Raw genomic sequence first — 26,825 nt, forward strand, 5'->3', positions numbered from 1 at the left:
CCGCACCCCTGGAGGATCCGCATGTCCCCGCGTCCCGACCCCCTCGTCCGCCCCGAGAGCCCGCGTCCCACCGGCGCCGAGCCGGCGCCCGGACCGTCCTCGCCGGCCGCGGACGACCGCCTTGCGTTCTGGGCGGAGCAGGCGCGACGGCTGCACTGGGACACCGGGTGGAGCCAGGTCCTCGACTGGTCGGATGCCCCTCACGCCCGCTGGTTCGGCGGAGGCCGGCTGAACGTGGCGTACAACTGCGTGGACCGGCACGTCGAGTCCGGCCACGGCGACCAGGTCGCCTTCCACTGGGAGGGCGAGCCGGGCGACACCCGCACGATCACCTACGCGGAGCTTCAGCGCGAGGTCTGCAAGGCCGCAAACGCCCTGCTCTCGCTGGGCCTGAAGACGGGGGACCGGGTCGCCATCCAGCTGCCCATGATTCCCGAGGCCGTGTTCGCCATGCTGGCCTGCGCACGGCTCGGGCTGCCGCACAGCGTGGTGTTCGGCGGGTTCTCCCCGGCCGCGCTCCGCTCCCGGGTCGAGGACGCCGAGGCGCGGCTGCTGATCACCTCGGACGGCCAGTACCGCCGGGGCAGGGCCGAACCGATGAAGGCGAACACCGACGAGGCGACCGCGGCCACGCCCTGCGTCGAGCACGTGCTGGTGGTCCGCCGTACCGGCCTCGAGGCGCCCTGGACCGAGGGCCGCGACCTGTGGTGGCACGAGCTCGTGGGCGCCCAGCCGGACCGGCACACGCCCGGGTCCTTCGACGCCGAGCACCCGCTGTTCGTCCTGTACACCTCGGGCACGACCGGCCGGCCGAAGGGCATCCTGCACACCTCGGGCGGCTATCTCACCCAGGCCGCGTACACCCACAGCGCCGTCTTCGGCCTCGACGCCGACAGCGACGTGTACTGGTGCACGGCCGACATCGGCTGGATCACCGGCCACTCGTACATCGTCTACGGGCCGCTCGCCAACCGCGCGACGTCCGTGATGTACGAGGGAACGCCCGACACCCCGCACGAAGGGCGCCACTTCGAGATCGTCGAGAAGTACGGCGTCTCCGTGTACTACACGGCGCCCACCCTCATCCGTACGTTCATGAAGTGGGGCGAGGACGTCCCGGCGCGTCACGACCTGTCCTCGATCCGGGTACTGGGCAGCGTGGGTGAGCCCATCAATCCCGAGGCGTGGCGCTGGTACCGCGAGCACATCGGCGGCGGCCGGGCGCCGGTCGTGGACACCTGGTGGCAGACCGAGACCGGCGCCGTCATGATCGCGCCCCTGCCCGGTGGCCCTGCCGCGAAGCCGGGTTCGGCCCAGACCCCGCTGCCGGGGATCTCCGCCAAGGTCGTCGATCACGAAGGCCGGGAGGTCGCCAGGGGCGAGAGCGGCTACCTGGTGCTCGACCAGCCGTGGCCGTCCATGCTGCGCGGGGTGTGGGGCGACGACGAGCGCTACCGGGAGACGTACTGGTCCCGCTTCCCCACGCAGGGCTACTACTTCGCCGGGGACGGCGCCCGCTACGACGAGGACGGTGACATCTGGCTGCTCGGCCGGGTCGACGACGTCATGAACGTCTCCGGGCACCGGATCTCCACCGCAGAGGTCGAGTCGGCGCTCGTGTCGCACCGGTCGGTGGCGGAGGCCGCCGTGGTGGGCGCCTCGGACTCCACGACGGGCCAGGCCATCGTCGCTTTCGTCATCCTGCGTGGTGCGGCGGCCGAGGCCGCGGCGGGCGGGCAGGACGTGGTTCCGGCCCTGCGCGAGCACGTGGCCCGGGAGATCGGCCCCATCGCCAAGCCCCGCCAGATCATGGTCGTCCGCGAGCTGCCCAAGACACGTTCCGGAAAGATCATGCGCCGCCTGCTGCGGGATGTCGCGGAGAACCGCGAGATCGGGGACGTCACCACTCTCGCGGACGCCTCGGTCATGGACCGGATCAACGCGGGCCTCGCCGGCGGATCTCCGCAGGCCGGCTGACGCACGCGGCACGAAGGGACACGGACATGCACAGCGCGAGCACCAAGACCGGCCGGGTCGCGCTCGTCACCGGCGGCGGTGAGGTGATCACCACCGTGCTGGAGAGCCTCCTGGCGCGCGGCGTCCAGGTGGCGCTCGCGGGCCCCGACGCCGAGCAGGCACGTCTCATGGCACCACCGGGATCTCCCGTGCTCGCGCTGCCCTGCGCCCACGACGACCCGGCCGTGCTCGCCGGAGCGGTCGATACCGTGGTCGAACGCCTCGGCCGCCTGGACCACTTGGTGAACCTGGTCGCGGCCCGCCCCTGGCAGGGCTCGCTGATGGGACTGGACCCGGCGGCCCTGAGCGACGCCCTGCACCGTGACCTCGTGGCCCCGCTGGCCTGCGTGCAGCGGGCATGCGCGCGCTGGATGGCCGCGAACGACGGCTCGGTGGTCAATGTCGTCGCGACCACGGCACGCGGTGGCCCGCAGGGTGCGGCGCTGGCCGGGCTGATCGAGCTGACGGAATGGCTGGCCGCCGAATTGGAGCCACGGGTCCAGGTCGCCACCGTCGTGCCCAGTCCGCTGGTCGGCGCCGGCGCGTACCGGGCGGGCGCGGGCGAGGCCGTGTGCGACCTGCTGACCCGCCGGACCAGCCGGGCGCAGGGCCCGGTGTTCGTGCTCGACGAGGAACCCGCCTGCCCCTTCGAGGCCGCCTGACCAAGTGATCACGACACGAGAACCGAAAGGTGCGCGACACGGATGAGACTCGTCCTCGTCGGACCTCCTGGTGCGGGCAAAGGCACCCAGGCGGCCGCCCTCAGCGAACGGCTGGGAGTACCTCACGTCTCCACCGGAGACCTGTTCCGGGACCACGTGGCACGCGGGACCCCGCTTGGGCGTGCCGCCCGGCGCCACCTCGACAGCGGCACCCTCGTGCCCGACCATGTCACCGGTGGATTGGTCCGCGAACGGCTCGCGCAGTCCGACGCCCGGGACGGCTTCCTCCTCGACGGATTCCCCCGCACGGTGCCGCAGGCGCGGGAACTCGCCGCGGTCCTGGGCGCCACGGGCTCAGCACTGGACGCGGTGCTGGAGTTCACCGCTCCCGAAGAAGTCGTCGTGGCACGGCTGTTGGGCCGCGGCCGGCCGGACGACACCCAGGACGTCATCCGCCATCGGCAACAGGTCTACGAGCAGCAGACCGCACCCCTCCTGGCCCATTACGCGGCGATCCTGCTCACGGTCCGGGCCGTGGGCCCCGTCGAGGACATCACGGAGCGGGCCATGGCGGCCCTGTCGGAGGCGGAACGCCGGGCCGGGTGACCGCGCGCCGCCGTCAGACGTGCCCCCCTTTCGTGTCAGGGGCACGTGGTCAGCGCCTGGTCGATGGCGGGTTTGAGGAAGGCGAGGGTCAGGTTGGCCCGTCGGCTGATCCATTGTTGGTCGGCGGGGCCGGGGGTACCGTGGCGGTTCTGTCTGATGTCGTCCACGACCTGGGTGGGGGCGCCGGGTTCGGTGCGGACGTCGAAGGTCTCGGCCTTGGTGATCAGCCTGACCCTCCTGCAGGGTCACGGTGGCTCGGGCCAGGTTCAGCAGTCCCAGATCGACCCAGATGTCGCGCCTCCACCGAAGCGGGTGATCCAGCGCCGGGCGCCAGAAGTTCTGAAGGAGGATGAAGCCGGCGAGCTGCCGGCCGGTCACCGGCGGCAGGAGCCCGGTCGGTGGCCGACCGTGCAGGACACGTCCGAAGTCGTGCAGTGCACGCCTGGTCACCGGTGTGACGGGCTGGTGTATCAGCTCGTCGTGGGCCCACGTGAGGTGGGAGCGCGCGGCACCATCCAGCTCGCTGACGGCAAGGTAACTGCAGTGCAGCCGTGAGGTCGAAGCGCCGAAGGGCCCGGCCCGTCACCCGTTCCGCTGGGCTGGATCCTCCTCGGCGCGGATCCCATGCCGGTGTGCGTACACAATGGCCTGCGGGCGGTCGCGGCTGCCGGTCTTGGCGAAGATCTGATGGATATGGGTCTTCACCGTGGAGCGGCTCAGGTACAGCCTGGCGGCGATCTCCGCGTTGGGCAGGCCCTGCGCGATCAGGCCGAGCACCTGGGCCTCGCGTTCGGTGAGGCCGTCGGGGAGGGCTGCGTTCTTCGCGGTGTGTCCCGGGTCGGTGCGGCGGCTTGCGTGGATCAGGCGGGCGGCGGCGAGCGGGTCGAGCATGGCGTGGCCGCAGGCGGCGGCCTCGATGGCGCGGTGGATGTCCGCGGCGGAGGCGTTCTTGGTCAGGTAGCCGGTGGCGCCGGCTTCGAGTGCGGCGAGGATGGAGTCGTCGTCCGTATAGGTGGTCAGGACCACGACGGCCGTGGCCGGACGCTCGGTCCTGAGTCGGCGCGTGGCCTCGACGCCGTCGGTGCCGGGCATGTGAAGGTCCATCAGGACCACGTCGGCCTCGTGCCGGGCGGCGAGATCGACGGCCTGCGCGCCGTCCGCGGCCAATCCGGCGACGTGCACCCCGTCGACGGCGCCGAGGATGGTGGCCAGGCCCTCGCGGACGACCCGATGGTCGTCGGCGATGATCACGGAGATCGGTGTGGGGCTCATCGGTCGCTCCCGTCGCTGCGGTCGCCCAGGTCACCCCGTCGGTAGGGGATGCGTGCGGCGACCCGCCATCCGCCGTCGGACGTGGGGCCGGCCTGGAGATCGCCGCCCGCCTGCTCGACGCGTTCCCTCATGCCCTGGAGCCCGAACCCGCCGCCGCTCGCGCGCAGTGCCGCGGGTGTGTCCGGGGCCGGGGCGGGTCTGGTATTGCCGACCTGTACGGTCACGTCCTGCAAACCGAAGCCGACCCGGACGTTCACCTGCGTGCCGGGGGCGTGTTTGGCGGCGTTGGTCAGTGCTTCCTGGGCGACCCGGTAGAGCGCGAGCGTGGTATCGGCGTCCAGCTCCTGCCGGCTACCGTCCAGTTCGAGTTCTGCCTGGTGGAGTTCGCAGAGCCGTTCGAGCTGCGCGGCCGGCGACGTGCCCTCGCCGCGCAGCGCGCGGACGGCCTGGCGTGCCTCGTCCAGGCCCGTGCTGACCAGCTCGTGACCGAGCTCGATCTGTGTGATGAGCTTCTCGCGCGGTGCTTCGGTGCGGGCGAGGGTGTCGATCGCGGTGAGCTGGATCGACAGGGCGCCGAGGGTGTGGGCGAGCACGTCGTGCAGCTCGCGGCCGAGCCGGTTGCGCTCACCGGCGAGTTCCGCCTCGGCCCGGGCGAGCTCGGTACGCCGGCGTTCCGTGGCGACCAGCGTGCTGTGCCGGGCACGCTGGTCGGTCTCGCGTCGGCTCGCACCGGCCACCAGTCCGGCGAGGGCCACCGCGGCGGTGCTCGACAGGCGCCCGGGAAACGGCCCGTGGGGGATCGCCGCGAGGCAGTAGGCGACGGGACCGGTGGTGGACAGCACGAGGGCGGCAACCGGATCGAACGCGACGGCGGCCAGGCTCGCCGCCACGCCGGTGAAGATCAGCCCATTGGCGTCGGTGACCGCGAGCACCGCCCCGGCCGCGCACATCACCGCGGCGACCGCGGCCACGTGCGCACCCCGGGTACCGGCGGTCAGCAGGGCGCCGGCGATCAGGACGAGCCAGGCCAGCGCGGCGACGGCCAGGGCGACGGGCACCACGACCCCCGGGTCGGCGGGGAGCGTGGCGACGTTGATCCAGACAGACACGCCCAGCCCCACCAGCATGGCCGCGGCACGCGCCCGCGGGTCGGGGATCATGCCGCTCAGCCCGATCCCGGGATGGTCCGCGGCCGGGCTGAATCCGCTGGTGATACTCATCGGTCCGCATTATCCCAGGACGGCGTGCCTGAAGAGCGCGCCCGCAGTGCGCGGACAGCGCGGACGATCAGGGAGAGCAGCGATAGGGGGATCACCGTGCACCTTCCGTCGCAGGCGCGGCGCCCATGACCGGGCGGGCCTGGGCCAGGAGGGCGCGGCCTCGCACCCACAGCCCCAGGCTGCGGAACAGACTCATACTCACGGACAGGAAGATGAAGCCGTTCGTCAGACCGGTGGCGCTCAGGTGGTGGTTGGTCAGGAACACGCCGAGCCCCACCGGAAAGACGTGCTGGGCGCCGTAGGCGAAGCCGAGCCGGGCGGCGGTCACGGCGATCCAGACCGCCGCGTAGCCGGCCCCCGAGCGGCTGATCGCGGCGGGGCTGGCTGGGGTGGGCGAGGTGCGCGGCCAACGGCGTCGCCGGCCCGGGTGGTAGTCGACGGACACCAGCAGCGGGCAGACCGAGAACAGCCCGAGCGCCGCCCCCGCCAGCGCGCCGGCGCCCTGCAGCAGCAGATCGGCCCCGCCGGTGGGCAACGAGGTGAAGAAGAACGGCACGATGACGGCGACGCCGACGATCGGCCGTCCCACCCGGAACCAGCCGATCTTGCGGCGGCCGAGATCGGACTCGAGCACCACGGCCAGAAGCGCCAGCTGCATGATCACGATGTTCGCTGTCATGCACCCACCCTCGCCACGACGCCCGCCCCTGCCATCGGCCTCCGGGCCGGTCACCGGGTGGAGATGCGGGGGCGGGGGGTGGAGACCACGGTCCACCCCCTTCTACCGACGGCCGCCTGTGGCATCGATCCACCCGGTCCTCGCGTTTGCGTCCAGACCTCGATCAGGTCCTCGGGCTCCCACGCCTGGCGCATGTTCCCCTCCTGCCTGACGAACAGTGATAACCGCCACCGTGAAACAGGACCAAACCGTTCAAGATCTTCTTCCGTTCAAGCACCACCCAGGCACCGTGCCTCGCCACACCACTGACCGCCGACCGGGTGAACCTTCCTGGTCACAGTAGTGATCTAGACCTTTGCGTAGCGTCGGCGGCGGTAGAGCGCGATCCCGGTGACTGTCGCCACGGCGGCGAGGGCGGTCGGTACCAGGACGGCGGGCTTGCGGTATGGCGGGGCGGGGGAGGCGTGCAGGGGGATGACGGCGGTGTCGTTGCCGGGGGTGCGGTCGAAGGGGTTGCGGACGCGAATGGTGCCTTTCGCACCCGGGACCTGCCGGTCGATGCGGAAGCGGAACACGACGGAGGTCGTCCCGTCGGACGCGGGCCAGAACACGTCGCGGTTGAGGTCGCAGACGAACGCTCCGCCGGGTTTGGCGGGGCGGTCGCACGCCCACTTCCCGTCCGTGTCCTCGAAGGTGAAGGGTATGGAAGTGACCGTGGTGCCCTCCGGCGGCACCACCTCGAAGCCGCCCACGTCGCCGCTCGGTCGGCCGGGGCCGAGGTTCCGCACCCCGAGCTTCACGCTCACGGTGTCGCCGACCCGGCCCCGGACGGTTGCGGTGAGCGGTTCGTAGTCCGCCTGCACGGTGGTGGTGACCTTGACCCTGCCGTGGCTGTCGTCGAAGCCTCGGTGCGCGGCGGTGCGGAGCAGGGTGAGCGGGGCGCCGGTGCCGCGGGTGGTGTGCCCTGCGGGCCGGTGCGGGTCCGATGACCAGGTGTAGGTCACCTCGCCGGACAGGGTCTTCGGGGCGGTGACGGTGTACGGCAGCGGTGCGCTCGTGCGGTAGGCGGCGCCCGGCGCGGCCACGGTGGGGAACGTGCACCAGGCGGAGGTGGGCGACGGGCCGGAGTAGAAGCAGTTGCTGTACCGGGGGGTCAGCGTGAGGCCCTGCGAGACGTTCACTTGCAAGGCGACACCCTGCCCGGCCGGGAAGCGGGTGTTGTTGGCCAGCCGGGGGGTCACCTGCGCGGGCTTCCCCGGCGCCAGTGCGCTCACGGCCGTCTCCTGGCCGGGTGCGGACAGCGTCGGGCCGCCGACGGTCATCCGGGTGGTGCCGGTGATCGCGGCGGCGTTGTCGGCGGTCGCCGTGTACGTCACCGTGCCGCTGTCACCCGGTTTGACGCCGTCCACGCCGAGGAGGACCAGCGGGTCGTAGCTCTCGCCGTCGCCGTTCTGGAGATCGCCGTACTTGCAGGTGTAGACCGGGCCCTGGGCCTCGCACATGCCGTTGTCCCCGAGCCGGGCGACCCCCTTGAGGCCCGAGGCGTCCACGACCACCCGGACGTTGCGGGCCGGTGTGCCCTCCTTGTCCCGCTCGACGAAGACGGGCACGTGGAAGTCGCTGTTGGAGGCCTCGGCCCCGGCGTCCGCGTTGTACATGACGAAGGTCTTCTCGGTCTCGAAGCGCATCACGACGTGGTCCGAGCCGTCGCCGGCGGCGGCGGGTGGCACGGCCGCCGCGAACACCGCCGCGATGGATGCCAGGAGTCCTGCCGTTCGTCTGTGTGAGGGCATCCGGGCACTATGCCACCCGTGGTCCGGTCCGCCACGTCGCGGAGCTGTGAGCGGCGGTTCCGGCACAGACCGCCCGTGCCCTGCCGCCAGAGCGCGAGGAACGCGGACGCACCCCCGTCCCCGTCCTGGGCGAAAACCACCTCCCGTCCTCCGTGCAGCTCGAATCCGTCCGCATGCTCACCAACCAGGGCATGGACCAGACTCCCTGGCGAGAGGCCGGCAGCGACCGTATGTGATCCGGATTGACCGGCCTGATGGTTATGTCTGACGTACATCTTGGGTTATTGAACCTAATTGCCGAGTTAGTCGAATTCGATGCTTGTCGCATGAATTGCCGTTACGCTCTGCAGTCCTCGGGCGTCTGGAATCAAGCGTTCCTTGTGCCCGTGAGCAAGGGGAAACAGTGGGGGGAGATTCGTCATGGCTACCTTCAATCAGACGGGCCAGACGGTAGGGAATCAGGTCAACGCCGAGACGGTGACCATGAAGGACTTCGGGGGGACCGGAGTCGTGCAGGGGAACGGGTCGGGCGGCGCGGAGTTGCGGAACGCGATCGCCGAACTGCTCGGTGCGGTGGAGGAGTTGCACCGGGAGAAGGGGATCGACGACGAGACGTACGCGGGGGCGGTCGCCACGTTGCGCGAGGTGCAGCAGGCCGAGGCCGTCGAGGCGGGTGAGCCGGCCGCAGAGCAGGCCAAGAAGCGGCGGATCGCCGTGCTGGTCGAGCGGGTCGGGGAGACGCTCGCCGGGGTGAGTGCGCTCGCACCGCTCATCGGGCAGGTGGAGAGCCTGGTCAAGGTGTTGTTCGGGGGGCAGGCATGACCAGCTACGACCAGCGGGGACAGCATGTCGGCGGTCAGTTCAACGCGGACAGCATCGGCACGGTCAACTTTCACTTCGGCAAGGACGAGAACCACCGCTACCTCGGCATCCAGGCGCTGCAGGCCCGGCTGTACCCGGAGGCCGAGGCCCGGTTCAGGAAGGCGATCGAGCTGGGCGACGCGGACGGCGACCTCCGCTACTACCTCGCCCTCGCCATGCTGGCGGGCCGCACCCCGCGTACCGTTGACGGGCCGACGATCCGTTCCATCGAGGAGCAGCTCCAGGCGGCGGTGCGCGCACCCGGCGCCCGCCCGCACGCCTACGCGCTGTGGGCCGTCATACGCGAGGACCACTACGAGGGCCAGGGACGCGCGTACGACCCGCCGACCCCGCACGAGTTGATGGCCTCCGCGCGCGACGCCGACGTACGGCACATCATGGAGATCGTCACGCTGGTCGAGGCGACCGAGTCCGCCGTGTGGCGGGCCCTCGTCGAGCGCGTCGGGGTGGCGCCACTGCCGCAATCGGGCCGCCACCGCGAGCCCCGGGGGCGCAACACCGAGCGCGCCAAACTCATGCGGAAGTACTTCACCCCGGTGCCCGACCCGCTGGACGCGAGCACCGATCAGGCGCTGATGCTGGGCGGCGGCGGTGGCGCCGCGATCGGGCTGGTCACGCTGGTCGCCGCGTCCGGTGGGGGCGCGTTCCTCGGCTTCGTGCTGCTGGTCGCGGGCGCGATCGTCGGGGTGAAGGCGGCGGGCCGCTACCTGGAGAAGAAGAAGGAGTTCGACGCGGCGTGGGAGGCGAGTCATCCGCGGCCCACCGACGAGCAGGTCGCGCAGTGGTTCGACGAGGACAAGGCGTTCGTCACCCAGCACGCCCACCAGCGGCTGAACATCTCCGGCCTGAGGCTGGTGACCCGCCTGGTGCCGCTGTACGGGCAGGACGTCAACTCCGAGATCCAGGTCGGCGGCGACGGCATCGTCCGCTTCTCCCGCTACCGGGCCGTCCTGGTCGCGATGACGGAGTCCCACCTCAGCGCCTGCCTGTGCACCTGGGACTTCATCACCGGCGAACTGCTGGAGGACAAGACGTACGAGTACTACTACCGCGACATCGTCTCCCTCACCACGCACACCAACCACCGGTCGGGCAACGCCCTGCGCGGCGATCTGAACGCGTCGTCCAGGAACGGCAGGAACATCCGGCGTTACCAGGTCACGCAGGCCCGTGAGTTCCGGCTGGAGGTGGCCAGCGGCGGCGGCATCGAGGTCGTCACCCATGTGAACATCGCCATGGAGGACGGCTCGGAGGAGGCGAACTCCCAGTCGCCCACCATCCCCGAGTCGGGCGAGGGCGACGCCCTCAAGGCGATCCATGCCCAACTCCGGCTGCGGAAGGGGGAGCGCTGACGCCGGCCGCTCCCGAGGGGCGAGCGCTGACATCGTCGCCGACCAATCGTCGCCGACCAGGTGAGCGGTCGTGAGGGCGCGCGCCTCGCACCGGCCGACATGAACTACTGCACCGATCGGTTGGTGCTGGTCCTTCCCGACTCCGGAAGCGGCACGGTACTGCGTGCCCGCAGGTCCCGGGCCGCCGGGGGCGGGCCGGCGGCGGGTGGGCGGTCCCGCGCTACGTGCGAACGAGGCGCGGGACCGCCGGGCCCGGGTGCCCTACTGATCTCTTCGTGCTGTTGCCGGGTGGTGCGTGAGGGTCGAGTCCGATTCCGGCAGCGGCGGCCATCGATCAGGTCGGGTCGGAGCTGGATATCAGGCCGGGTCGAAGCCGGATACGACGTAAGAAGCCGTGTCTCAACCGGCGGCGCGTTCGTCGGCGGGTCGGCGGCGCAGGCTCGCGTGCTGTAGCGCGGGGGGCTGGTAGGCCATGTCCAGTGCGCCGATGTCGGTGCCGGGCGGAACGATCTTGTCGATGCGGTCGAGGATGTCGTCGGAGAGGCTGACGTCGGCGCCGGCGAGCAGGTCGTCCAGATGCTCCATGGTGCGGGGCCCGATGATCGCCGACGTCACGCCGGGGTGGGCGATCGCGAAGGCCATCGCCAGGTGGGTCATGGGCAGGCCGGCTTCTTCGGCGAGCGGGATGATCTGTTCGACGGCGTCGAGTCGGCGCTCGTCGCTGAGGTGCTTGAAGTGGGCGGCGCGGCGCAGGTCGGTCTGCGCGCCCTTGCGGACGCGCCCGGTGAGCAGGCCTTGAGCGAGTGGGCTCCATACGAGCGTTCCCATCCCGTAGCGCTCGGCGACGGGCAGGACCTCGCGTTCGATGCCGCGGTTGAGAATCGAGTAGGTCGGCTGCTCGGTCCGGAACCGCTCCAGGCCGCGCCGTTCGGACACCCATTGCGCCTCGACCATGTCGGAGGCGGGCATGGTCGAGGAGCCGATGGCCCGGACCTTGCCGCTGCGGACCAGGTCGGTCAGGGCCGACAGCGTCTCCTCGATGTCGGTCGTCGGGTCCGGTCGATGGATCTGGTACAGGTCGATGTGGTCGGTCTGCAGCCGGCGCAGCGAGTTCTCGAGCTCGGCGGTGATCCACCGACGCGAGAGGCCGCGCTCGTTGGGGTCCTCGCCCATGGCGCCGTTCACCTTCGTGGCGAGCACGACGTTGTCGCGGCGGCCCTTCAGCGCCTTGCCGATGATCTCCTCCGACTCGCCACGGGAGTACATGTCGGCGGTGTCGACGAAGTTGATGCCGGCGTCCAGGGCCTTGTGGATGATGCGGATCGAGTCGTCGTGGTCCGGGTTGCCTATGGCACCGAACATCATGGCGCCCAAGCAGTACGGGCTGACCTGGATGCCCGTGCGGCCCAGCGTGCGGTAGCGCATGGTTCTCCTCCGGTGGCGTAGCATGGGACAACCGGAACGGCTTATCAGTTAGCACGATACGGAACGCTTTCTCATTTCTGCAACCGGAGGGCTGGAGTGAGCGCGGCCACACCTGAACGGGCACGACGTGTGCGCGCCGATGCACAACGCAACATCGACGCGCTGATCGGCGCGGCCCGGGAGGTGTTCCGCGTATCGGGCGTCGACGCCCCCGTTCGCGAGATCGCCACCAGGGCCGGGGTCGGCCTCGCCACCTTCTACCGTCACTTCCCGGAGCGATCGGACCTGGTCACCGCGGTCTTCCGGCATGAAGTCGACGCGTGCGCCGACACCGCTGCCACCCTGGCCGCCACCTACGAGCCGCTCGAGGCCCTCGTCCGCTGGCTGCGCCGCTTCACCGAGTTCGTCGGGGCCAAACGCGGACTCGCTGCGGCCCTGCACTCCGGCAACCCCGCCTTCGAGCCGCTGCCCGCCTACTTCCAGCACCGTTTCGAGCCCGCCCTCGGATCACTGCTCGCCGCCGCGGCCGCCGCCGGGGAGGTCCGCGATGACGTCGATCCCCTGGAACTGCTGCACGCGGTCTCCCGCCTGTGCTCGCCGGCGGGCGTGGATCACGCCGGTGACGACCGCATGGTCGCCCTGCTCATCGACGGACTCCGCTACGGAGCCAAGCCGAAGCCCCGGTCCACCGAGCACTGATCAGATCGGACTGACGCCTTGACACGCCGCCGGCAGACGAGCGCGCAGCTGGGCGCCAGGAAGGCAGGCTTGGCGGATGACGGCGCGGAACTCCCGGCGCACGCGCAGGCGGTGGAACCGGTGGAGCAGGGTGACGGCGGCTTCCGCGGCCCGGCGGGGAGGAGTTGGGTGACGGCGTGGCGGTTGCCGCCCGGTCCGCTGCGGTGCTCGGTGGCACGTCGGGCGACAAGCGGACGGATGCCCAGGTCGCGCACAGGGCTGCGGCCGGCACAGCAGACCCGCCAGGCCGAAGCTCAGGTCGGGTTCAGTGGAGTGATGCGGGTGCCCGCGTACCGTTCGGGTTCCAGTGACAGGGCAGTGACTGGTTCCCCGGCCTTCATCGCCTGCCAGGCGATCGCTGCCGCGTGCGCCACCGGCCAGTCGACGTTTCTCCAGTCCATCGCATCCACCGCATGCGCCGCGGTGAACGGCATGTGCTCCGCGAACCGCAGGGACGCCGCGTGCCGGCCCGCACTGGCAACGTCGACCTGCCGTTCGGCGGCCAGCACGGACAGCGACGGGACGATGACCCGGGCAGTGCCACGCGAGGCCTCGACGTAGCGGCCGGTGAAGAAGGGATCCGCACGAAAAGGGCGGCCAGAGCGGTGTGGTCCAGGGCGGCCGGCAGGTTCATGCGGCGGTGCCGCCCTGACGGGCGCGGATCTTCGCCCGGGCGTCCCGGCCGGCCTGCTGGACCTGTGCGGTGTACTCGATGCCGAGCTCACGGGTAGCCTCGAAAGCCCGCTGCTTCCGCTCGGCCGCCGTGAGCTCCCGGGTAGCGCGCGCAGGATCCAAGAGCGGCAAGGCCGAAACCCTCGGCACCGCGTCTTCGCCCCTGTTGTACGGTCTTTTCGTCCGTTCAGCTGATGCGTAAGCGTCAGTTGTTGTTCGGCTGTGGCGAGAACGAGACGTCAGCGGTGAGGCAGCCTGGGTCCTGGAGCAGTCTGAGGAGCTTGAAGTGAGTGATTTTCAGTCAGGCGAGAGCGGAAACTGGATGTCAGCTGCGGAGGACCCCGCTATCGACGATGCGCAGCGCACCCGGGAGGAGTCACGAGAGAGCCCGGAGCCCGTCCCGGTGCGTTACTCGGTCCATCTGGAGAGCCCCGACGGGGGCATCAAGCGGCGACTGTACGTCGACGCCGGTTCGCTGGACGAGGCCTTGACGAAGGCGCGTGACGAGGCCCAGTCATTCGATGACGGCCCCGGTCGGCTGAGGGTGGTGGGCGTAAGCGAGGAGAACGCTTCCAGTGAAGCCCGAAGGCAGCGAGAGGCACGTCGGCGGCACCTCAACCACATCGTGGAAACGGGCCTCGCCGTGCTGGGCCAGCCGGTTCCCGGCCGTTCGGACGAGGAATTCTTCGATGTCCTGTGTGATTTCTTCAGCCGAGCCATTGTCTGGCCCGGACGCTTCAGCTTTCCCGCCGGGGATGCAGAGACCGACCGCCTGCTGAATCCCAACGACGTGTCCAGTGTCATGGCTCAGCTCCTCACAGTGCACCTGAACCACTACGGCTTGCACGTGACCCAAGCGCCTCCGGAGTAGGCGCGACATCGACGGTCATTCGTCGCTGATCGTCGCTTTCTGTCGCTCGCCGCCCGTGCCGGCCCCACCGTCGGTCCGGGCCTTGCCGCCCACGTCAGGCCGTGGGCAGCGCGGGCAGGGGCCGGCAGGCGATCTCCCGTGCTTCGGCGCGTGTCATGCCGAACATACGCAGCAGGCGAATGGCCAGTTGATCGGAGACCTGCTCGGCATCGAGGTCCGGGCGGGTCTCCAGCAGGTGGAGCACCCCGAGCAGGGCGCCGCCGACCATGGCCACAGCGGTGTGCGGGTCGTCGATGTCCAGCCGTCCGTCGTCGGCGGCGGCCTGCAGATCCCGCATCGCCCGCGGGGCCAGGCCGCTGTCGGAGGTCAGGTAGGGCATGCCGGTGCGGAGCAGGATCCTGGCGATCTGCGGGTGGGTGCGCTGCAGCCGACCGGTCAGGCGGACGCTGGCGGCGAAGATCTCCGCGGGGTCCTTCAGGTCTCCGACCACGGATTCCAGGAGGGCGCCGTGTTCCTCCAGGGTGAGGGCGACGGCGGCGTCGAACAGTTCGTCCTTGGTGGTGAAGTGGTTGTAGAAGGAGCCGAAGCCGACGTCCGCCGCCTCGGTGATTTCCTGGATGCTGACGTCGGTCCGCCCCTGCTTGGCGAGAAACCCCTGTGCGGCGGCGATCAGTGCCGCCCGGGTGCGTGCCTTGCGCCGGTCCAGGCGGTTGGGCGCGCGGCTGGAGGTCCGGCTGCCGGCCTTGCCCTGTCGGTCGGTACTCATCTCTCTACCGTATCCGATGGATCAGTCCTGATGATTTCGTCACTATTGACGATTGTTGACGGTGGCTTCGTCTGGCCTGATGCTCTCATCACTACTGACTGAAGTTGCTCGCGGAAGCGGCTCGGTCGACGTCTGTCCAGGACTCAGGAGAGCCGATGAGTATCCAGGTCGTCCGCACCCCAGACGGCTGGTGGGTGGAGAGCGGCACAGGACGGCTGCACCGCGTCGACGCCGACGCGGACACCACGGCCGGCCTGCTCGCCGACCGTTCCGCCGTGCGGCAGGCGGCTGCCCGCGCCGCGGCTGACCCCGACGCCGGGCAGCCCCTTGGAGAGGCCGAGGTGCTGTCGCCGGTGACCGCCCCCTGCCGGGTGGTGGCCCAGATGGTCAACTACCGTTCCCACGCGGTGGATTCCGGGTTCGATCCGGACACCGTCCCGCCCGCGTTCTTCCGCAAGGCGTCGGGGTCCGTCAGCGGCCCTTACCAGGACATCGTGCGCCCGCGGCACGTGCGCTTCCTGGACTACGAGGTGGAACTCGCGCTGGTGATGGGCGCGGACCTGCCGGTCGGCACCGAGGTCACCGACGCCGCCCTGTCCCGGTACGTCGCCGCGCTGGTCGTCGCCGACGACGTCAGCGCCCGCGACCTGCAACTGCCCAAGACCCAGTTCTACGAGTCCAAGTCGTACCCGACCTTCACTCCGCTCGGCCCCCGGCTGCTCCTGGTCGATGCCGACGATCTGGCCCGCCTGCCGGACCTGCGGCTCACACTGAAGGTCAACGGGGCCGTCCGGCAGGACCGCACCACCACGGACATGATCGTCCGACCCGCCCGCGCCCTCAGCCTGCTCGCCCGTTTCCAGACCCTGCAACCCGGCGACGTCCTGCTCACCGGAACCCCCGGCGGCACCGCCCTGAAATCCCCCGGCAGGCTCCTGACCACGCTCGCCGCCCTGCTGCCCCCGCACAAGCGCTGGCAGAAGTTCTTCGCCCGCCAGCAGGCGAACCCCGACTACCTCAAGGACGGCGACATCGTCACGGCCCGCATCGCGACCGATGACGGCGCACTCGACCTCGGCGAGCAGCGCACGGTCGTGCGCGCTCGCTGAAGACTCCCGGCCCCCGCCCGGAACCGGCCGGCCCGGCATCCCCGTACCGGGCCGGCCACCCGACCCCATCCCAAACCCTGCAAAGGCGCACCGGTGACACTCACACCCACCGACCCGCTGTGGCCCGCCCCCGACAGCGGCACGGACCTGTCCTCGATCGAGACTGTTCCGCTGCATGAGCGCGGCCTGCCCGCCACCACCTACGACACCGTGCTGCGCGCCGCCCGTCTGTGGCCCGACCGCCCGGCCCTGACGGTGCTGCCCGACGCCGCGCGTTTCCTGCGCCCCGCCACCGCCACCTTCGCGCAGCTGCGCGACCAGGTGCACCGCACCGCCAACCTGCTGCGCTCGCTCGGCGTCACACGCCGGACCGCCGTGGGCCTGCTCGCGCCGAACACCGCGGAGCTGCCCGCCGCCCTCCTGGCCGCGCAGGCAGCGGGTATCGCCGCCCCGGTGAACCCGGGCCTGGCATCCGAGCACGTCGAGCAGCTGCTGCGGCGCGGTGGTGCTCAGGTGCTCATCGCCGCCGGTCCGCAGCTGGACGCACAGGTGTGGGCCACGGCCCGGCAGGTCGCCGCAGCCTTGCGGCTGGACGCACTGCTGGCCCTGGCCCCCACCCTGACCGACGGGCCCGCCCCCGCTCTGGATCCCGTCGAGGGCGTTCGCGTCGGCTACCTCGCAGAGCTTGCCGCGCCCCATCCCGCCGACCGGCTGCTGGACATCGAGCCCCCGACCGCCGACGACCTGGCCGCCTACTTCCACACCGGGGGCACCACCGGCACTCCCAAGCTCGCCGCGCACACGCACGCCAACGAGGTCGTCGACGCCTGGATGGTGGCGGCGAGCATTCCTCTCGACGAGGACTCGGTGATGTTCGCGGCGCTGCCGTTGTTCCACGTCAACGCCCTGATCGTCACCCTGCTCGGCCCGCTGCTGCGCGGCCGGGCAGTGGTGTGGGCCGGGCCGCTGGGCTACCGCGATCCCGAGCTGTATCCGGCGTTCTGGAAGCTGGTGGAGCACTACCGCATCGCCACCATGTCCAGCGTGCCCACCGTGTACTCCGTCCTCGCCCAGGTCCCCGTCGACGCGGACATCTCCAGCATGCGGTTCGCCGCCGTCGGTGCCTCGCCCCTGCCGCCCGCCGTGCGGGAGTCCTTCGAGGAGCACACCGGTATCCCGTTGTGCGAGGGCTACGGCCTGACCGAGGCGACCTGCGCCTCCGCCCTCGGCCTGCCCGGCCGCACCCGTCCCGGCAGCGTCGGCCGGCGCCTGCCCTACCAGCGGGTCAAGACCGTGCGGATCGACCCGGACACCGGCGGGTGGCACGACCTGCCGCCGGGCGCCACCGGGGTGCTCGCCGTCAGCGGCCCGGTCGTCTTCGCCGGGTACGTGGCTGAGACCACCGCCCAGGGGCCCCGTCTGGACACCGCCGGGAAGATCCGCGACGGCTGGCTGGACACGGGCGACCTGGCCCGTATCGACGCCGACGGGTTCATCCATCTCGCCGGCCGCGCCAAGGACCTGATCATCCGCGGCGGCCACAACATCGACCCCGCCGCGATCGAGGACGCCCTCCTCGCCCACCCCGAGGTCACCGCCGCCGCGGCGGTCGGCCGTCCCGACCCGCATGCCGGCGAGGTGCCCGTCGCCTACGTCACTCTCGCCCCCGGTGCCCGGACCGACCCCGCCGAACTGCTCGCCTGGGCCACCGAACGGGTCCCCGAGCGCGCCGCCGCCCCGCGCGAGGTGTGCGTGATCGACGCCATTCCACTCACCGCCGTCGGCAAGCCCTACAAGCTCGGCCTTCGCCTGGACGCCACCCGCCGCGCGGTCCACGCCGAACTGGTCGCCCAGGGCGCGGACTGCGACCCGCAGCGCATCCTGTGCCGACCGCACGACGGCGGTGTCCGCGTGACGGTGCCCGCCCTTGCCGACGAGGCGGTACGGCACAGGGTCACCGCGGCCCTCGACCGGTACGTCCTGCACTGGCAGTACGCCCCCAGCCGGCCACCTGAGAGAGAAACTCCATGAGTACCACCGCCATCGTCCTCGCCGTCCTCCTCGCCGTGATCTTCCTCGTGCTCGGGTCGGCCAAGCTCGCGGCAGTCCCCGCGATGCGCGAGGCCGCGTCCCACGCCGGCATGACCACCGCCCACTACCGCCTGCTGGGTGCTCTGGAGGTGGCGGCAGCGGCCGGTCTGCTGCTCGGCCTGCGGATCACCGCGTTCGGTGCCGCCGCATCGACGGGCCTGGTCCTGCTCATGGCCGGAGCCGTCGTCGTCCACCTGCGCAGCGGCGATCCGGCGGCCCGCTGCCTGCCGGCCGTCATCGCGGGTGCCCTGGCCGGAGCCCATCTCGTGCTGCTGGCCGGCGGCTAGCCGACCACACACCCTGTTGCCGGCCGGCGTGCCGCCGTGACCGCCCAGCCGCCACCCGCCACCCGGGACCCGAGGAGTATCACGATGAGCCGTGTCGACCTCGTACGGCGCCCACTGCGTCTCCACCGCCTTGGCCGCCCAGGTCCGAGCGCCCCCTCATTCGGCACTGCCGGTCTCCATCAGCCTCTCCGCGCTGTCCGGACCGTACGCGCCGCCGCTCGCTCAACCCGCGAACGGGACCGGCACCCCGCCTCGATCAATCGACCGGGAAACGCTCTCGGCGCTGTTCCCCCGCCTGTTCCCGGAGCCGTCCCCACCCCATGGCCCCGAGCCGTGACACCCCATGGAGTACCCAATGAACGACATCGACGTCCCCGTCCTCATCGTCGGCGGAGGCGGTGCGGGGCTCACCGCCTCCATGCTGCTCAGCCGCATGGGCATACAGTCCCTGCTGGTCACCGCCTGGCCCAGCACCTCCGTCCTGCCCAAGGCCCACGTCCTCAACCAGCGCGCCATGGAGGTCATGCGCGACGCCGGCGTGGCCGACACCATCTACGCCGCCTCCACTCCGGCCGAGCAGATGTCCCACACCGCCTGGTACGTCGGCCTGGCCGGAGACCACGAGGACTACGGCCGCAGGGTCGCCAGGATGGAAGCCTGGGGAGCCGGCGGCCGCTCACCCGAGTGGCTCGCGGCCAGCCCCGAGCGCCAATCCAACCTGCCCCAGATCCGCCTCGAGCCCCTCCTGCGCGCCCACGCCGAGGAACTTTCGCCCGGCCGGGTCCGCTTCCACCACGAACTGACCGCACTCGCCCAGGACGACGAGGGCGTCACCGCCACCGTCGCCGACCGCGACACGGGCGGGACCTATCGGGTGCGGGCCCGCTACCTGCTGGGCTGCGACGGCGGCCGTACCGTCGGACCCGCCCTGGGCATCGTCCAGGAGGGCGTGCGCGACCTCGCCCGCGTGGTCTCCTTCCACCTCTCCGCCGACCTGTCCCGCTGGGCGCTCGACCCGGAGGTGCTGATCCGCTGGCTGTGGCTGCCCGACCTCGGCATCCCCGGCGTTCTCGTGCCCATGGGCCCCGAGCACTGGGGCCCCGAGTCCGAGGAGTGGGTCTTCCACCTCAACTACGGGCCCGATGACGGCCGCGCGCTGGACGACCGGTCCGTCCTGGCCGACCTGCGCACGGGGCTGGGCCTGAGCGAGGAGGACCTGACGGTCCACATGATCTCCCGCTGGACTCTGGAAGGCGTGGTCGCCGACCGCTACCGCGTCGGCCGCGTTCTGATCGCCGGCGACGCCGCCCACCGCCACCCTCCCACCGGCGGCCTCGGCCTGACCTCCGCCATGCACGACGTACAGAACCTCACCTGGAAGCTCGCCGCCGTCCTGAACGGCCATGCCGGCGACGCCCTGCTGGACACCTATGAGGCCGAGCGGCGCCCGGTGGACGCCGCCAACGTCCGGCGCTCGCTGGAGAACGCCATGAACCACATCGCCATCAACGCCCTCTTCGGCGGCGGGCCCCAGGCCGGCGAGGAGGAGAACTGGCGGCAGGCCCGCCGCCTGTGGAGCGAGGACCCCGCCGACGCCGACTTCCGCCGCACCTTCCTTGCTGCCGTGGCCGCCCAGTCCATGGAGTTCAACGAACTGGGCGTCGAGTTCGGCTACACGTACGACTCCGCGGCCGTCGTCCCCGACGGCACTCCCGCACCCGAGAACCCCGACCCGGTCCGCGTCTACCAGGCCGCCGCCCGCCCCGGACACCCGCTGCCCCACGCCTGGCTGGAGGACCTCGACGGCCGTCGCGTGGCCCTGGCCCGCCTGGTGCGCCCCGGCCGCCTGCTGCTGATCGCGGGAGAGGACGGTCAGGCCTGGTGCGAAGCCGCCGAGAAGATCGCCGCCGAGTGCGGGCTGCCGGTGGACGCGGTCCGGATCGGGCATGTCGACGGCGACTACCGCGACCTGCGCTCCACCTGGACCGCCGCCCGAGGTCACACTCCCCAAGGCGCCGTTCTGGCGCGCCCGGACCGCTTCATCGGCTGGCGCGCCCACGGCGCGGCCACCGACCCGGTCGCCGAACTCACCACCGCACTGGACACCCTGCTCGCACGGTAGGAACCGCTCACCCGCCGTGCCACCCGCCCTGCCGATCACCGCCGCCTCGGCGGGCCAGGCCCCCCAATCCTCCCCCTCGCCTCGCCTCCGGCACACCGCGGCACCCGCCCCGCCAGCGCGACAGGTCGTGGAGGCCACAGGAAGGAATCCCCCGTGAACGACCCGACACCCACCACCGCCCCTGCTGCCGACGCCCATCAGGGCCTGCACAGCGAGCAGGGCGCCCTGCGCGCAGAGCACCCCGGCCGCGCGGCCCAGCCCGTCATCAAGGCGGCCGGCCTGGCCTGGCTGGAGTTCACCAAGCCCGACCTGGACCGGGCCGAGACCTTCGCCCACGACTTCGGCTTCACCACCGCTGCGCGTACCGCGGACACCCTCTATCTACGGGGTGCCATGGCCGGACCGCACTGCCTGGTGATCCGCCGAGGTCCCGCTTCCCGGTTCATCGGCCCCGCATTCCAGGCCGCCGACGCCGCCGACCTCGACCGGCTCGCCCGTGCCACCGGCCACACGGTACGGCCCCTCACCGAATACGGCGGAGGCCGCGTCGTGGACCTGCTCGACCCTTCCGGCATCCCGGTCCGCGTCGTGCACGGCGTCACCGAGCAGCCCGCGCGATCGCTGCGGCGGCCCCTGGTCCTCAACACCGGCACCACCACCGCGGCCGCCCGCGTCAACGCCACCCAGCGCCCGCCCCGCGAACCCTCCCAGGTGCAGCGCCTGGGCCACGTGGTGCTCTCCACCCGGGTCTTCCGGCGCGCCCTCGACTGGTACCTGCAGCACCTCGGACTGATCGTCAGCGACTTCCTCTACCTGGACGGCCGGCGCGACCGCGGCCCCACCATGGCCTTCATCCGCTGCGACCGCGGCAGCGAACCCGCCGACCACCACACCCTGGCCCTGCACCTGGGCCCCGACACCGGCTATGTCCACTCCGCCTACCAGGTCGCCGACCTCGACGCGCTCGCCGCCGGCGGCGAGTACCTGCGCGAGCGCGGCTACCACCACTCCTGGGGCATCGGCCGGCACATCCAGGGCAGCCAGATCTTCGACTACTGGCGCGACCCCGACCGCCTCATGCTGGAGCACTACGCCGACGGCGACGTCTTCGACAACACGCTGGAACCCGGCTGGGCCGTCATGTCCGCCTCCGGCCTGGCCCAGTGGGGCCCGCCCGCCACCCGGGACTTCCTCGGCACCACCCCTTCGCCGGGGTTGCTCCTGCAGGCGATCTCCGCGCTGCGCGAGGACAACGAACTCGACCGTGCCCGGCTGCTGGGCCTGATGAAAGCGCTGACCACGTGACCGCCACCGCCCCCGAGCATGTACCCGTCGTGGTGATCGGCGCCGGGCCCACCGGGCTGACCGCCGCCACCCTCCTCGCCCGCCACGGCGTGCCCGCCCTGGTCCTGGAGCGCCACCGCGGCCCGTATCCGCTGCCGCGCGCCGTCCACCTGGACGACGAGGTCCACCGCATCCTGCAGGCCATGGGCCTGCAGGACGCCTTCGGCGCGATCTCCCGTCCGGCCCGCGGCATGCGTCTGCTGGACGGCTCCCACCGGGTGCTGGCCGAGTTCTGCCGTGACAAGCCGTGCGGCCGGTACGGCTTTCCGGAAGCCAACATGTTCGACCAGCCCGAACTCGAGCGACTGATGCGGGACAACCTCCGGCACCACCCGCTGGTGACGCTGCGCGGAGGCGCCGAGGTCACTGCCGTGACCTTGCCCCCGCACGGCGGCGCTCCGGTGCCGTTGACCTACCGGGAGGTGGACACCGGTGTCTCCCACACGATCCTGGCCGATGCCGTCCTGGGATGCGACGGTGCCAACAGCCTGGTCCGTACCTCCGTCGGCTCCCGGATGCAGGACCTCGCCGCCTCGCAGCAGTGGCTGGTCGCCGACATCCGCTGCCCTCTGCCCTTGCCCGTCTGGGACGGCGTCCACCAGATCTGCGACCCGCGACGGGCGGCCACCTACATGCGCGTCGGCGAGGACCGCTACCGCTGGGAGTTCCGCCTGCGCACCGGCGAGAAACCGGAGGAGCTCACCGACCGCGAGCGTCTGCTCGCGCTGATCGCCCCCTGGACACCGGGCATCCCCGAGGACGAACTGCACGTCCTGCGCACCGCCTCCTACACCTTCCGCGCCCAGATCGCCGACCGCTGGCGCGACGGACGCGTCTTCCTGCTCGGTGACGCCGCCCACCTCACCCCGCCCTTCATCGGGCAGGGCATGGGGGCGGGCATGCGCGACGCCCACAACCTCGCCTGGAAACTCGCCCGCGTCCTCACCGGCCGCGCGAGCGAGGCCCTGCTCGACACCTACCAGGCCGAACGCCACCGCCCCGCACGGCAATTGATCCGCACCGCTGTGGGGGTCGGCGCCGTGATGACCGGCGGAGGAGCGGGCACCGCACTGGCCCGGAACGCCGTACTGCCGGCTCTCTCCCACCTGCCGGGCGCCCCCGGTCTCGTACTGTCCGCCGTCAGCCCGCCGCTGAGACCGGGCCCCCTGGTCGGCTCCCGCCGCCGGGGCCACCCGCGCCCCGGGACGCTGTGCCCCCAACCGTCGCTCTGCGACGCCGACGGCACCCCGCGCCTGCTGGACAACCTGCTCGGTGAGGGCTTCGCGGTGCTGGCCACCGCGCCCCTCAGCCCGGCCCTGCACGCGCTGGTACGAGCACTTGAGGCTCGTGTCATCCACCTGCACGGCCCGCGGCGGCAACCGCCCGGCACGGGCAGCGCCGAGCACCACGCCGGAGCCGATCCAGGCACCAGGGCCCTGGTCCGCTGGATGGGCACCGCGGGCGCCGTCCTGCTCCGCCCCGACCGCGTCGTCGTCGCCACCGCGGCCCGGCCCCGCCGCCCCGGCACCGCGTGCGGAGACGACCTCGCGGCCACCTCGGCGGCCTGGGCATCCCGGCTGTGCAGCAGCGGCCACGCAGCGCGGAGCACTCCGACAGTGAGTATGTGAAGTACCTGATGTCCCGGAACCACGGTGACGGCGGCCGAGCCCGCATCGCGCGGGATCACTCGGTCCCCACCGGAGACCGGGGCGTCTGTGCCGCCGTCCAGACCGGCGTCGAACAGGAGACCCTCACCATCTGACCCTGCGCCATCTTCAAAACGGCGAGTACGGCGAAACGTGGGTCGGCGCCCCTTCGACGACCACCTCGAGGTGTGCCGGTCCCGGCACTCGCCGGCCGTGCTTGGGCCATGCGTCTGCAGGACCGACGGTGAAGCAGGCACCACCCCCAACCCGGACCCGGCCGTTACTGACCGTCGCGGTCCCGGCGGCCAGGCTGGAGAACAGGCCGCCGACCGGCGGCGATCAGGCACGGCGAACGGGGTGGGAACGTCATGCACGCATCGCACACGCAAGACCCGGCAGGCCGCCCGCCGGTGAAAGCCCGCCCGCCCGAGGTGGCCGCTGCCCTGCCCGCGCCGCGGCGCGGCCTGCTCGGCTTCCGCTCCCGGCACCTCGGTCCGGCGCTCATCGGCTGCGGTGCCGCCATGGGGCCATGGCTCGTCCTCCTGGCGCGGACCCTGCCGGACAACACCCAGGTCGGACACTGGTCCACGGCCTGGGTGGGACTCGACGCCCTGGAGGCGCTCGGTCTGGCCGCCACCGGCCGTCTGCTGCTGGACCGGGATCCGCGGTGCACTCTGACGGCCACGGCCACGGCCACGGCGGCCCTGCTCGTCGTCGACGCCTGGTTCGACGTGGTGACCTCGGCGCCGGGCCCCGAGTTCAGCACGGCCGTCGTGACGGCCCTGGGCGCGGAGCTGCCCATGGCCGCGTTGTGCACGACGCTGGCAGTGCGTGCGCTGCCCTGCCGGGCCATGGGCCACTGAGCCGGATGGCGTCGACCGGCGGCGAACGCGGTGCCGCCCGCGCCGGAACTTCCGTGGCGAGGAGGGCGCTTGCGGTGACCGTCACCGCCGGCGGGCAGCCGGGAAGACGAGTCATGCTCCTTCACTCGCCGTTTCGGCAGGATGCCCGCCGGCGACGGGGATGACCGGGCAGGCCGCCCGGAGCGCGTCGATCGCGGGCCACCAGCCACCACCGGGCGGTGGCCCGGCGGCGCCCGGCCCCGGAGCTTTCCCTCGACCGCGTCGTCGCGAGCGACGTCTGCGCTGGTCGGATGATGTCCCGTCCCGTCGTGCCGTCAATTGCGGGGCGAATGTCGCCGGTGTCCGCGCCCGCCCCGCATCCTCGTGGTGTCCGCTCGGTGGCAGGGCCGCCGGCGGACGTGAATCGCCTTCCTCACTCAGGATCGGAGTAGTGACATGCGGACGATCGGCACGCGCTTCGGCGTCCTCGCCGGTATCACCACCCTCACTCTCGGCGTGCTCGCCGGCCCGGTGGCCCACGCGGCGGCTGCCGACACCACGGCGGCGGCGTGCAAGTCGGGCCACGGTGTGGGCGAACTGTGGTCACCCAAGGGCCGGAACATCGGTGTGGAGAAGAACTGGAAGTGCGACGGGCACGGCGGCTACAACGGCAAGTTCCGCTGGTGGAAGAGCGAGGACGGGGTGTGGGCCCAGATGCTCGTCAAGTGGGAGTCGGGCCGGCGCGAGCAGAAGAAGATGAAGTTCGGGAAGCAGTACACGTACAAGGGGGCCTACGGCGTCTACATGCGGGCCTGCGACTCGAGTGGCTGCGGCGGCTGGTGGTGAGCTGAGGGCAGGTCCGCCAGGCCACCGGTGGTCTTCGCCTGCCCGGGGGAGGAGCACGGTGCCGCCGGCCGCGTGGTCCGTACGTCCTCTCGCGTCCCGGAGGTCTGATGGGGAGGTCCTGGCCGCCCGGGGCCCGTCAGGGGGCCGGGCGGCTTCTCCGGGCAGCCACCGGCGGCCAATCGAACAGGCCGGGTTTCCTCCTCCTCCTCGTCGACGCGCTGGTGATGGCCGCCGGACGTGGTCGGTCCGGTTCCAGTCCGATGGCATCGCGCGCTCGGGCCGCGGCCGTGAGCACCCTGCCGGCCGGCCGGACCACGATGGCGTGATCTCGGTGAGTTCCGAGTTCCCGGGCGGGCGTGATCCTCGTCGGGGACGGAAAGGCGGCCGGTGGTCCCGTGCCGGTGGCCGGGGCGGCGGTGTGGACGGGTCTCGTCAAGGGCGTCTCCGCGCGGCCTGACCGGGGACGCTTGTCGCTCACCAGCGGGTCAGGACGAGGTCGATGGCGAATCCCGGTCCCATGGCGGCGATGAGGCCGGGCGCTGCTGGGGGAGGGGGGCTCTTCATGGCCGTGTGCAGGACGTGCAGGACCGAGGCGGAGGAGAGGTTGCCGTGGTCGGCGAGGGACTGCCTGGTCGCGTCGAGGGCCTGCGCCGGAAGGTCGAAGGCGCGTTCGACGGCGGTGAGGACCTTCGGTCCGCCGCCGTGGACGATCCAGGTGGCGATCTGGCGGGGGGTCAGCGCGTGCCGGCCGAGCAGGTCGTACACGGACTTCGGCAGATGTTCCTCTGCGAGAGCCGGCACCTCCGGGGAGAGCAGGATCCGCAGTCCGTGCGAGCCGATGTCCCAGCCGAGGACGTCCTCCGTGCCGGGCACGAGGTGACTGTGGGTGTCCACGAGTTCCGGCCCGCTCTGCTCGTTTCGCAGGGCTCCGGTGGCCACGACGGCCGCCGCGCCGTCTCCGAAGAGGCTGCCGGCGACGATGTTGGCCATCGACGTGTCGGTCGTCTGGTAGGCCAGTGAGCACAGTTCGACCGAGAGCAGGACCGCGGTGTGGTCCGGGTGCGCGAGCAGGTAGTCGCGCAGCCGGGCGAGTCCCGCGGCGCCGCCCGCGCAGCCGTTGCCGAACAGAGGGATGCGCCGGATGTCCGGGCGCAGGCCGATCCGGTGCGCGAGCCGTGCTTCGAGTGAGGGCACCGCCAGCCCCGTGACCGTGGTGCTGATCACGGCGTCGACGTCCTCCGGTCGTAGGCCGGCCGCGTCCAGCGCGTCGGTGAGCACCCGCTCGCCCAGTTCCAGCGCGGTCTCCAGCCACACCCGGTTGGCGTCGGTGAAGTCGGTGAGCGTGCGGAGTTCCGTTAGGGGACGGGCGAAGTGGCGTGTGCGCACACCGGCGTTGGACTGGATCCGTTGCAGCATCAGCCTGCCGGTCTCGGACTTCCCCAGCGTCGTGCCCGCCAGGGCGGCCATGATCTCCTCCTGCTCGAACCGGTACGGCGGTACGGCCGTGCGGATCGCCGTCACCCGCGGTGCGGGCGTGGCCGGCCCCCGGTCTGCGTGGCCTGCCGTGGTCTGACCTGTCGGCAC

Annotated in this window: 27 protein-coding genes; 17 read left to right on the forward strand and 10 right to left on the reverse strand. The window is 71.7% G+C overall.

From position 1 onward, the window contains the following. Nucleotides 1-21 precede the first annotated feature (21 nt). The 3 genes from acs to ACJ9NR_RS38680 are packed head-to-tail and all read left to right on the forward strand — an operon-like array spanning nucleotide 22 to nucleotide 3,284. Nucleotides 22-1,977 carry an acetate--CoA ligase gene (gene acs, locus ACJ9NR_RS38670; RefSeq protein ID WP_412494527.1) on the forward strand — a complete coding sequence of 652 codons (1,956 nt, stop codon included), beginning with the start codon at nucleotides 22-24 and terminating at the stop codon, nucleotides 1,975-1,977. 26 nt (nucleotides 1,978-2,003) lie between these two features. Next, nucleotides 2,004-2,678, forward strand: a complete 675-nt coding sequence (locus ACJ9NR_RS38675) for an SDR family NAD(P)-dependent oxidoreductase (protein ID WP_412494526.1) — start codon at nucleotides 2,004-2,006, stop codon at nucleotides 2,676-2,678. Nucleotides 2,679-2,720: 42 nt separating this feature from the next. Further along, nucleotides 2,721-3,284: an adenylate kinase gene (locus tag ACJ9NR_RS38680; RefSeq protein ID WP_412494525.1), complete on the forward strand. Its 564-nt coding sequence runs from the start codon at nucleotides 2,721-2,723 to the stop codon at nucleotides 3,282-3,284. Nucleotides 3,285-3,319: 35 nt separating this feature from the next. On the opposite strand, the gene ACJ9NR_RS38685 is transcribed toward ACJ9NR_RS38680, so the two are convergent. Beyond that, nucleotides 3,320-3,451: a hypothetical protein gene (locus tag ACJ9NR_RS38685; RefSeq protein ID WP_412494524.1), complete on the reverse strand. Its 132-nt coding sequence runs from the start codon at nucleotides 3,449-3,451 to the stop codon at nucleotides 3,320-3,322. A 49-nt stretch (nucleotides 3,452-3,500) separates the two neighbouring features. Here ACJ9NR_RS38685 and ACJ9NR_RS38690 point away from each other — a divergent pair, with 49 nt between their 5' ends. Then, on the forward strand, nucleotides 3,501-3,839 hold the full coding sequence (locus ACJ9NR_RS38690; protein WP_412512783.1) for a hypothetical protein: 339 nt from the start codon (nucleotides 3,501-3,503) through the stop codon (nucleotides 3,837-3,839). Nucleotides 3,840-3,866: 27 nt separating this feature from the next. On the opposite strand, the gene ACJ9NR_RS38695 is transcribed toward ACJ9NR_RS38690, so the two are convergent. The 4 genes from ACJ9NR_RS38695 to ACJ9NR_RS38710 all read right to left on the reverse strand — a co-directional run bounded on the left by ACJ9NR_RS38695 (nucleotide 3,867) and on the right by ACJ9NR_RS38710 (nucleotide 8,248). Then, nucleotides 3,867-4,556 (reverse strand): response regulator, encoded by a 690-nt coding sequence (locus ACJ9NR_RS38695; protein ID WP_412494522.1) that lies wholly within the window; start codon nucleotides 4,554-4,556, stop codon nucleotides 3,867-3,869. Continuing rightward, nucleotides 4,553-5,776 (reverse strand): sensor histidine kinase, encoded by a 1,224-nt coding sequence (locus ACJ9NR_RS38700; RefSeq protein ID WP_412494521.1) that lies wholly within the window; start codon nucleotides 5,774-5,776, stop codon nucleotides 4,553-4,555. The genes ACJ9NR_RS38695 and ACJ9NR_RS38700 overlap by 4 nt, the downstream gene beginning before the upstream one ends. Before the next feature lie 91 nt (nucleotides 5,777-5,867). Continuing rightward, the gene (locus ACJ9NR_RS38705) at nucleotides 5,868-6,455 is read right to left on the reverse strand and encodes a hypothetical protein (protein WP_412494520.1); all 588 of its coding nucleotides are present in this window, start codon (nucleotides 6,453-6,455) and stop codon (nucleotides 5,868-5,870) included. Nucleotides 6,456-6,802: 347 nt separating this feature from the next. Continuing rightward, a complete protein-coding gene (locus ACJ9NR_RS38710; RefSeq protein WP_412494519.1) occupies nucleotides 6,803-8,248 on the reverse strand; it encodes a hypothetical protein in 1,446 nt (481 codons plus the stop codon). Nucleotides 8,249-8,668: 420 nt separating this feature from the next. Between ACJ9NR_RS38710 and ACJ9NR_RS38715 the strand changes: the two genes are divergently transcribed. Then, nucleotides 8,669-9,070, forward strand: coding sequence for a hypothetical protein (locus ACJ9NR_RS38715; RefSeq protein WP_412494518.1), 402 nt, complete (start codon nucleotides 8,669-8,671; stop codon nucleotides 9,068-9,070). Continuing rightward, entirely contained in the window at nucleotides 9,067-10,482 is a 1,416-nt protein-coding gene (locus ACJ9NR_RS38720; RefSeq protein ID WP_412494517.1) for a hypothetical protein, read from the forward strand. The genes ACJ9NR_RS38715 and ACJ9NR_RS38720 overlap by 4 nt, the downstream gene beginning before the upstream one ends. 399 nt (nucleotides 10,483-10,881) lie before the next feature. Here the strand turns inward: ACJ9NR_RS38720 and ACJ9NR_RS38725 are convergent, their stop codons facing one another. Then, the gene (locus ACJ9NR_RS38725) at nucleotides 10,882-11,907 is read right to left on the reverse strand and encodes an aldo/keto reductase (protein ID WP_412494516.1); all 1,026 of its coding nucleotides are present in this window, start codon (nucleotides 11,905-11,907) and stop codon (nucleotides 10,882-10,884) included. A gap of 129 nt (nucleotides 11,908-12,036) precedes the next feature. Between ACJ9NR_RS38725 and ACJ9NR_RS38730 the strand changes: the two genes are divergently transcribed. Then, complete coding sequence (locus ACJ9NR_RS38730; protein ID WP_412494515.1) at nucleotides 12,037-12,606, forward strand: TetR/AcrR family transcriptional regulator; 570 nt, start codon at nucleotides 12,037-12,039, stop codon at nucleotides 12,604-12,606. A 293-nt stretch (nucleotides 12,607-12,899) separates the two neighbouring features. Here the strand turns inward: ACJ9NR_RS38730 and ACJ9NR_RS38735 are convergent, their stop codons facing one another. Beyond that, the gene (locus ACJ9NR_RS38735; protein WP_412494514.1) at nucleotides 12,900-13,154 is read right to left on the reverse strand and encodes a PIN domain-containing protein; all 255 of its coding nucleotides are present in this window, start codon (nucleotides 13,152-13,154) and stop codon (nucleotides 12,900-12,902) included. 121 nt (nucleotides 13,155-13,275) lie between these two features. Further along, on the reverse strand, nucleotides 13,276-13,449 hold the full coding sequence (locus ACJ9NR_RS38740) for a hypothetical protein (RefSeq protein WP_412494513.1): 174 nt from the start codon (nucleotides 13,447-13,449) through the stop codon (nucleotides 13,276-13,278). Between the two features lie 154 nt (nucleotides 13,450-13,603). On the opposite strand from ACJ9NR_RS38740, the gene ACJ9NR_RS38745 reads away from it, so the two are divergent. After that, the gene (locus tag ACJ9NR_RS38745) at nucleotides 13,604-14,188 is read left to right on the forward strand and encodes a hypothetical protein (protein ID WP_412494512.1); all 585 of its coding nucleotides are present in this window, start codon (nucleotides 13,604-13,606) and stop codon (nucleotides 14,186-14,188) included. 94 nt (nucleotides 14,189-14,282) lie between these two features. On the opposite strand, the gene ACJ9NR_RS38750 is transcribed toward ACJ9NR_RS38745, so the two are convergent. Then, complete coding sequence (locus ACJ9NR_RS38750) at nucleotides 14,283-14,954, reverse strand: TetR/AcrR family transcriptional regulator (RefSeq protein ID WP_412494511.1); 672 nt, start codon at nucleotides 14,952-14,954, stop codon at nucleotides 14,283-14,285. Between the two features lie 155 nt (nucleotides 14,955-15,109). On the opposite strand from ACJ9NR_RS38750, the gene ACJ9NR_RS38755 reads away from it, so the two are divergent. The 9 genes from ACJ9NR_RS38755 (at nucleotide 15,110) to ACJ9NR_RS38795 (ending at nucleotide 25,241) form a co-directional block, all read left to right on the forward strand. Beyond that, nucleotides 15,110-16,063: a fumarylacetoacetate hydrolase family protein gene (locus ACJ9NR_RS38755; RefSeq protein ID WP_412494510.1), complete on the forward strand. Its 954-nt coding sequence runs from the start codon at nucleotides 15,110-15,112 to the stop codon at nucleotides 16,061-16,063. A gap of 93 nt (nucleotides 16,064-16,156) precedes the next feature. Next, the gene (locus tag ACJ9NR_RS38760; RefSeq protein ID WP_412494509.1) at nucleotides 16,157-18,094 is read left to right on the forward strand and encodes an acyl-CoA synthetase; all 1,938 of its coding nucleotides are present in this window, start codon (nucleotides 16,157-16,159) and stop codon (nucleotides 18,092-18,094) included. Further along, nucleotides 18,091-18,441 (forward strand): DoxX family protein, encoded by a 351-nt coding sequence (locus ACJ9NR_RS38765; RefSeq protein ID WP_412494508.1) that lies wholly within the window; start codon nucleotides 18,091-18,093, stop codon nucleotides 18,439-18,441. The genes ACJ9NR_RS38760 and ACJ9NR_RS38765 overlap by 4 nt, the downstream gene beginning before the upstream one ends. Before the next feature lie 355 nt (nucleotides 18,442-18,796). After that, nucleotides 18,797-20,563, forward strand: a complete 1,767-nt coding sequence (locus ACJ9NR_RS38770) for an FAD-dependent monooxygenase (RefSeq protein ID WP_412494507.1) — start codon at nucleotides 18,797-18,799, stop codon at nucleotides 20,561-20,563. A 153-nt stretch (nucleotides 20,564-20,716) separates the two neighbouring features. Then, on the forward strand, nucleotides 20,717-21,868 hold the full coding sequence (locus ACJ9NR_RS38775) for a VOC family protein (protein WP_412494506.1): 1,152 nt from the start codon (nucleotides 20,717-20,719) through the stop codon (nucleotides 21,866-21,868). After that, the gene (gene mhpA, locus ACJ9NR_RS38780) at nucleotides 21,865-23,535 is read left to right on the forward strand and encodes a bifunctional 3-(3-hydroxy-phenyl)propionate/3-hydroxycinnamic acid hydroxylase MhpA (protein WP_412494505.1); all 1,671 of its coding nucleotides are present in this window, start codon (nucleotides 21,865-21,867) and stop codon (nucleotides 23,533-23,535) included. Before ACJ9NR_RS38775 ends, mhpA begins: the two co-directional genes overlap by 4 nt. Then, nucleotides 23,532-23,669, forward strand: a complete 138-nt coding sequence (locus ACJ9NR_RS38785) for a hypothetical protein (protein WP_412494504.1) — start codon at nucleotides 23,532-23,534, stop codon at nucleotides 23,667-23,669. The genes mhpA and ACJ9NR_RS38785 overlap by 4 nt, the downstream gene beginning before the upstream one ends. Before the next feature lie 252 nt (nucleotides 23,670-23,921). Further along, nucleotides 23,922-24,416, forward strand: coding sequence for a hypothetical protein (locus ACJ9NR_RS38790; protein WP_412494503.1), 495 nt, complete (start codon nucleotides 23,922-23,924; stop codon nucleotides 24,414-24,416). 435 nt (nucleotides 24,417-24,851) lie between these two features. Further along, nucleotides 24,852-25,241, forward strand: a complete 390-nt coding sequence (locus tag ACJ9NR_RS38795; RefSeq protein ID WP_412494502.1) for a hypothetical protein — start codon at nucleotides 24,852-24,854, stop codon at nucleotides 25,239-25,241. Nucleotides 25,242-25,715: 474 nt separating this feature from the next. Here ACJ9NR_RS38795 and ACJ9NR_RS38800 read toward each other — a convergent pair whose 3' ends face one another. Then, nucleotides 25,716-26,825, reverse strand: a complete 1,110-nt coding sequence (locus ACJ9NR_RS38800; RefSeq protein ID WP_412494501.1) for a type III polyketide synthase — start codon at nucleotides 26,823-26,825, stop codon at nucleotides 25,716-25,718.

It is taken from the genome of Streptomyces sediminimaris, from assembly GCF_047049295.1.
Lineage (GTDB): Bacteria > Actinomycetota > Actinomycetes > Streptomycetales > Streptomycetaceae > Streptomyces > Streptomyces sediminimaris.

Bases quoted from the DNA above. Each gene is read 5' to 3' on its own strand.
- ACJ9NR_RS38790 (WP_412494503.1), top strand. From the start codon at position 23,922: ATGCACGCATCGCACACGCAAGACCCGGCAGGCCGCCCGCCGGTGAAA.
- ACJ9NR_RS38715 (WP_412494518.1), top strand. From the start codon at position 8,669: ATGGCTACCTTCAATCAGACGGGCCAGACGGTAGGGAATCAGGTCAAC.
- ACJ9NR_RS38710 (WP_412494519.1), bottom strand. From the start codon at position 8,248: ATGCCCTCACACAGACGAACGGCAGGACTCCTGGCATCCATCGCGGCG.
- ACJ9NR_RS38750 (WP_412494511.1), bottom strand. From the start codon at position 14,954: ATGAGTACCGACCGACAGGGCAAGGCCGGCAGCCGGACCTCCAGCCGC.
- ACJ9NR_RS38795 (WP_412494502.1), top strand. From the start codon at position 24,852: ATGCGGACGATCGGCACGCGCTTCGGCGTCCTCGCCGGTATCACCACC.
- ACJ9NR_RS38755 (WP_412494510.1), top strand. From the start codon at position 15,110: ATGAGTATCCAGGTCGTCCGCACCCCAGACGGCTGGTGGGTGGAGAGC.
- ACJ9NR_RS38765 (WP_412494508.1), top strand. From the start codon at position 18,091: ATGAGTACCACCGCCATCGTCCTCGCCGTCCTCCTCGCCGTGATCTTC.
- ACJ9NR_RS38675 (WP_412494526.1), top strand. From the start codon at position 2,004: ATGCACAGCGCGAGCACCAAGACCGGCCGGGTCGCGCTCGTCACCGGC.
- ACJ9NR_RS38725 (WP_412494516.1), bottom strand. From the start codon at position 11,907: ATGCGCTACCGCACGCTGGGCCGCACGGGCATCCAGGTCAGCCCGTAC.
- ACJ9NR_RS38770 (WP_412494507.1), top strand. From the start codon at position 18,797: ATGAACGACATCGACGTCCCCGTCCTCATCGTCGGCGGAGGCGGTGCG.
- ACJ9NR_RS38680 (WP_412494525.1), top strand. From the start codon at position 2,721: ATGAGACTCGTCCTCGTCGGACCTCCTGGTGCGGGCAAAGGCACCCAG.
- ACJ9NR_RS38705 (WP_412494520.1), bottom strand. From the start codon at position 6,455: ATGACAGCGAACATCGTGATCATGCAGCTGGCGCTTCTGGCCGTGGTG.
- ACJ9NR_RS38695 (WP_412494522.1), bottom strand. From the start codon at position 4,556: ATGAGCCCCACACCGATCTCCGTGATCATCGCCGACGACCATCGGGTC.
- ACJ9NR_RS38720 (WP_412494517.1), top strand. From the start codon at position 9,067: ATGACCAGCTACGACCAGCGGGGACAGCATGTCGGCGGTCAGTTCAAC.
- ACJ9NR_RS38700 (WP_412494521.1), bottom strand. From the start codon at position 5,776: ATGAGTATCACCAGCGGATTCAGCCCGGCCGCGGACCATCCCGGGATC.
- acs (WP_412494527.1), top strand. From the start codon at position 22: ATGTCCCCGCGTCCCGACCCCCTCGTCCGCCCCGAGAGCCCGCGTCCC.